Annotated in this window: 4 protein-coding genes; all 4 read right to left on the bottom strand. The window is 67.6% G+C overall.

All coding sequences use genetic code 11. The annotated features are described in order from the left end of the window. Nucleotides 1-1,887: malate synthase G (locus tag EOA60_RS17065; protein ID WP_128311643.1), on the bottom strand; the 1,887-nt coding region annotated here is incomplete at its 3' end. A gap of 252 nt (nt 1,888-2,139) precedes the next feature. Continuing rightward, the gene (locus EOA60_RS17060) at nt 2,140-4,176 is read right to left on the bottom strand and encodes a hydantoinase/oxoprolinase family protein (protein ID WP_127334707.1); all 2,037 of its coding nucleotides are present in this window, start codon (nt 4,174-4,176) and stop codon (nt 2,140-2,142) included. 190 nt (nt 4,177-4,366) lie between these two features. Continuing rightward, nucleotides 4,367-4,738, bottom strand: coding sequence for a DUF559 domain-containing protein (locus EOA60_RS17055; protein WP_095825049.1), 372 nt, complete (start codon nt 4,736-4,738; stop codon nt 4,367-4,369). 119 nt (nt 4,739-4,857) lie between these two features. Then, nucleotides 4,858-5,205, bottom strand: a complete 348-nt coding sequence (locus EOA60_RS17050; RefSeq protein ID WP_095825050.1) for a hypothetical protein — start codon at nt 5,203-5,205, stop codon at nt 4,858-4,860. Nucleotides 5,206-5,382 lie beyond the last annotated feature (177 nt).

The following is a 5,382-nucleotide window of genomic DNA, read 5'->3' as shown; positions in this document are numbered from 1 at the left end:
GTCCTCCATCAGGCCGACATCGTTGATATCGGGCACTTTCGAGCAGCCGACACCCTGATCGATCCAGCGCACGACATAGCCGAGAATGCCTTGCGCGTTGTTGTCGAGCTCGCGCTGGATCTCGTCCGGGGTCCAGTTCGGCCGCACCGCCACGGGCACCGACAGGATGTCGTCGAGCCTGGCCTTCGGCCGGCTCCTCAGCGCCGCCTGCACGGCGTGCACATCCACTTTATGATAGTGGGTGGCGTGCAGCGTCGCCGCGGTCGGCGACGGCACCCAGGCGGTGTTGGCGCCGGCCTTGGGGTGCGCGATCTTTTGCTCGAGCATCGCCGCCATCAAATCCGGCATGGCCCACATGCCCTTGCCGATCTGGGCGTGGCCGGCGAGGCCGCATTCCAGGCCCGTGTCGACGTTCCACGCCTCATAGGCGGAAATCCAGGCCGCCTGCTTCATGTCGCCCTTGCGGATCATCGGGCCGGCTTCCATCGAGGTGTGGATCTCGTCGCCGGTGCGGTCGAGGAAGCCGGTGTTGATGAAGACGACGCGCTCCCTTGCGGCGCGGATCGCTTCCTTGAGGTTGACGGTGGTCCGCCGCTCCTCGTCCATGATGCCCATCTTGATGGTGTTCTTGGCCATGCCGAGCAGGGCCTCGACGCGATCGAAGATTTCCACGGCGAAGCCGACTTCCTCCGGCCCGTGCATCTTGGGCTTCACCACATACATCGAGCCGGCGCGGGAGTTGGCGCGGCGGCCGTTGTCGCCGACATCGTGCAGCGCAATCAGCGCGGTGAGCGCCGCGTCCATGATGCCTTCCGGCACCTCGTTGCCGTCGCGGTCGAGGATCGCCGGATTGGTCATCAGGTGGCCGACATTGCGCACCAGCATCAGCGAGCGTCCGGGCAGCAGCAGCTGGCCGCCATTCGGCGCCGTGTAGCGGCGGTCCGGATTTAGCTTGCGGACAAAGCTCTTGCCGGCCTTGGTGATCTCTTCCGCCAGATCGCCCTTCATCAGCCCGAGCCAGTTGCGATAGACGACGACCTTGTCCTCGGCATCGACGGCGGCGACCGAATCCTCGCAATCCTGAATGGTGGTCAAGGCGGCCTCGAGGACGACGTCGGCAATGCCGGCCGCATCGGTCTTGCCGATCTGACTGGCATGATCGACGACGATCTCGATATGCAGGCCGTTCTTTACCAAAAGCACGGCTTCCGGAGTGGCGGCGTCGCCGCGGTAGCCGGCGAACTGCTTCGGGTCGGCAAGCGTGGTGGCGCCGGCGCCTTCGCCGACCTTCAGCGCGCCGTTCGCCACCGAGAGCCCGTTGATGCCGGCCCATTTGCCGGTGGTGAGCGGCACGGACTGGTCGATGAAGTCCCTGACCCAGGCGATCACCTTGGCGCCGCGCGTGGGATTGAACGTTTTGCCCCTTTCGGCGCCTCCCGTCTCGGGAATGGCGTCGGTGCCGTAGAGCGCGTCATAAAGCGAGCCCCAGCGCGCATTGGCGGCATTGAGCGCATAGCGCGCGTTCATCACCGGCACGACCAGCTGCGGCCCGGCGACGACCGCGATCTCCGGATCGACATTTTCGGTCGAGACGCTGAAGGCCGGGCCTTCCGGCACCAGATAGCCGATCTCCTCGAGGAAAGTTCTGTACACCTCCATGTCGACCGGCGCGCCGTTGGCGCGGTACCAGTCGTCCAGCCTCTCCTGCATGGCGTCGCGCTTGGCGAGCAGCGCGCGGTTCTTCGGCGCGAGGTCGTGGACGATGGCGGAAAAGCCCTCCCAGAACTTTTCCGGATCGATGCCGGTGCCGACTGCTGCCTCCTCGGCGACGAAGTCATGGAGCTCCCGGGCAATCTGCAACCCGGCGATCTCGATGCGGTCGGTCATCAGCACGTCTCCAGATGGGTAAGGCTTTGCCGGGGCTTTGACATGTTTGGGGTTCAAGGGTCAATTCGGCTTAGGGTGAAGGTGCGGCGCGGTTTCCCTTCTCCCTTGTGGGAGAAGGTGGATCGGCGCGCAAGCGCCGAGACGGATGAGGGGTGTTCCAGCGGAGTGCGGCGCTGGTGTTCCCTGGAGCACCCCTCATCCGTCGCCTCCGGCGACACCTTCTCCCACAAGGGGAGAAGGGGGAAGGCGCGCTCACACCGCAATCCTTGGGCGCCCAGAGGCCACCGCCACCACATGCGCCTCGATGAACATGCGCTGGTTCTCGACCGTCGAGACCTTGAATTCGGTGGAAACGTCGATTTCGGCGCTGTCGGTGCCGGCATTCTTCGCGCGTTCGGCGACGATCGCCCGCACGTCGGCTTCAGCCGCGGCGATCGCCTTCTCCTCCTCGGTGAAGTCGCGCACCGTCTGCCCCGAGGCGAGCCGGAAAAGCCCTTCCCTGGGCTGGCTGACGCGGGCTTCGGCCGAGACCCGCACCTGGCCGACGACGGCGCCGAGCGCGTTGGCGACGTCGGTGTCCTCCGGCACGATGCAGCCATTGCCGATCAGCGGCGGCAGGCCGGCGTAATGCAGCGGCGCCGAGGCGCCGAGGCCGATCACCGGCCGGTCGAGCGCGACGCTGAAGCGGGCGATGCCGGGATGCGCATCGACGGCGCGCTGCACCAGCGCGTGCGCGACGGTCGCGGCGCCGTCCAGCCCGTCCTCGGCGAAGGCGGTTTCGAGAATATATTCGGCCGACCAGCGCGTCAGCGTGACGAGCACGCGCTGGGCGAGCGCTTCCGACGTCGCGGCGATCGCCTGGCCGCGGCCGTCGCGGCGGCGGGAAAACAGCTCGGCGCCGAGACGGGCGGCGGCGGGATCCCAGTTCGACTGCTTGCCGAGCACATGGGCGGCGTCGGACGGCGTGAAGCCGCAAATGTGCACCAGGCCGCGCGCCACCAGCCGGTTCAGCGTAGCGTTCTGGGCGTTGGAGCTGAGCAGCCGGTCAAGCGCCAGCGGGGTGGCGCCGATCGCCTCGTAGAGTTTCGCTTCCGGCGCGGTGAGGCCGGCGGCGAGGCGATCCGGCACGCCGGTGCGCACGGCAAAACGCCCGTCCATGCGGCCGGGATTGGGCGCGCGCAGCTGCCGCTCCAGCTCGGCGGTGACCGCCTCGCCATGCGCCAAGCCGGCCAGCGCCAGCGGCACCAGGCGGCGCGGCCCGAGCAGGATCTTCGGGTCGAGCGCGCCGTCCTGCAGCGCTACTTCGGAGTCGCCGCCGAGGCCGAAGGTGCGCATGGCGACGGCTTCGACCATGGTACGGAAGCCGCCGACGGTGGCGCCTTCCGGATCGAGCCGCGGCCGGCCGCTATCGAGCACGGCGACGTCGGTGGTGGTGCCGCCGATGTCGGAGACCATGGCGTCGTCCAGCCCGGTCATGTGGCGGGCGCCGACCAGGCTGGCCGCCGGGCCGGAGAGGATCGTCTCGATCGGCCGCTGGCGGGCGAAGGCCGCCGACACCAGCGCGCCGTCGCCGCGCACCACCATCAGAGGTGCGGCGATGCCGCGCCGGCCAAGAAAGCCTTCGGTCGCCGCGACCAGCCGGTCGATCATCGAGATCAGCCGGGCGTTGAGCAAAGTGGTGAGCGCGCGGCGCGGACCGCCGAGCTTGGCCGAAAGCTCGTGGCTGGCGGTGACCGGCAGGCCGGTTTTTTCGCGGATCAGGTCGCGCGCGGCGAGCTCATGCGCCGGATTGCGGGTGGCGAAATAGGCGCAGACGGCGAAACCCGACACCGAACCCCCAAGCTCCGGCAACGCCGCCTCGAGGCCGGAAAGATCGAGCTTCGCGGCATTGCCGTGCACGTCGTGGCCGCCGGGGCAGAACACCACCGGATCGCTGCCGAGAGCCGTCTTCAGCCCGTCGCGGGCAAGGTCGGCCTCGGAAAAGCCGATCATCACCAGCGCCACGCGCCCGCCCTGGCCCTCGACCAGCGCGTTGGTGGCAAGCGTGGTCGACATCGACACCAGCTTGATCGCGGCCGGGTCGGTAGCGGATTTTTCCAGCACCGCGTCGACCGCGCCGGAAATGCCGACGGCGAGGTCGTGGCGCGTGGTCAGCGCCTTGGCCTTGGCCAGCACCTTGCCCTTGCTCGGGTTGTCCAGGGGCCCGCCCTCCTCCGACCACAGCACGGCATCGGTATAGGTGCCGCCGGTGTCGATGCCGAGGAAGAGCGGTTTTGGCTTGGCGGTCATTTGGCGGTGGCAAGTCCGGGCGAGAGGTTTGGTGCCTGCCCCTTAGCCGATACGGGCCGGCGGATAAAGGCGGGAGCGATGGGCCAAGGGAGGGGCAAGCTCCCTTCTCCCCCTGTGGGAGAAGGTGGATCGGCGCGCAGCGCCGAGACGGATGAGGGGTGCTCCAGCTTGGCAAATACGCCCATCGGCATCATCGCCAAGGCTGCAGATCTTCGTCCCGCACATAGGCAATGATGGTATCGCAGACAGCATCGAGTTCCTTCAGAACGTCGTCATTCCAGAACCTCAACACGCGAAATCCCCTCGCCTTCAATTCGGCGTCGCGCTCCTGGTCGTGGGGCGAGTCCGCATGCTGACTGCCATCGATTTCGATGATAAGCCGAGCCTCGGCGCAAACGAAGTCGGCAACGAATCTACCCACTGGCACCTGCCGGCGGAACTTGATCTTGTCGAGACGGCGGCCGCGCAGCTCCTGCCACAGACGGTCCTCCGCTTCTGTCGACTCGCGCCGCATCCGACGAGCGAAATTGCGCTTGGCCGGGGTTACGGGTTGATGCGGCATGGCGGAAGACTAGGCCTCATTTCGTCCAATTCTCCAACATCGCACTCCGTCCAACACCCCTCATCCGTCTCGGCGCTGCGCGCCGATCCACCTTCTCCCACAAGGGGAGAAGGGGTGCCCTACTCCGCCAGATCCACCGTCTCCGTCGAGTGGTCAGTGCAGATGAAGCAGCAGGTGTCGCACGGCTGGTCGTTGTCGGGGCCGACGCCGGCGGTGACGGAATCGTTGCCGACCACCCAGGCGCCCCAGCAGATGTGCTCGCCGGGCTCGCAGGAGATCGGCACGGATTTTCGCGCCTGCGGGCGGATGAAGAAAACCTTGTCGCCGCCCGGCCAGACCTTTTCGCTGTCGCGGCTGAACAGCTCCAGCGCGACGCCGTCGGAGCGCTGGTTGCGGACAAAGACCGACATGTCGGCGGCGAAGGCCGGCGCGGTGAGGAGAAGAGCGGCGAGCAGAGCGCGAATCATGGCGAGGGTTCCCGAGGGGGAGTAGAGCACGGGAAGCACCGGTAATCTCCCCCCTCGAGGGGCCCTCGAGGGGGAGATGGCCGCGAAGCGGTCAGAGGGGGTCCTTGCGCGTAGAACGCCGACCTCATCTCGTGCCGCACGGCGTCGGCGCTCCACGCGCGGCGACCCCCTCTGTCG

Origin of the sequence: Mesorhizobium sp. M1A.F.Ca.IN.020.06.1.1 (genome assembly GCF_004023265.1) — a bacterium.
GTDB lineage: Bacteria > Pseudomonadota > Alphaproteobacteria > Rhizobiales > Rhizobiaceae > Mesorhizobium.
This window is presented reverse-complemented; position numbering and strand designations above follow the sequence as displayed.

Bases quoted from the DNA above. Each gene is read 5' to 3' on its own strand.
- EOA60_RS17055 (WP_095825049.1), bottom strand. From the start codon at position 4,738: ATGCCGCATCAACCCGTAACCCCGGCCAAGCGCAATTTCGCTCGTCGG.
- EOA60_RS17060 (WP_127334707.1), bottom strand. From the start codon at position 4,176: ATGACCGCCAAGCCAAAACCGCTCTTCCTCGGCATCGACACCGGCGGC.
- EOA60_RS17050 (WP_095825050.1), bottom strand. From the start codon at position 5,205: ATGATTCGCGCTCTGCTCGCCGCTCTTCTCCTCACCGCGCCGGCCTTC.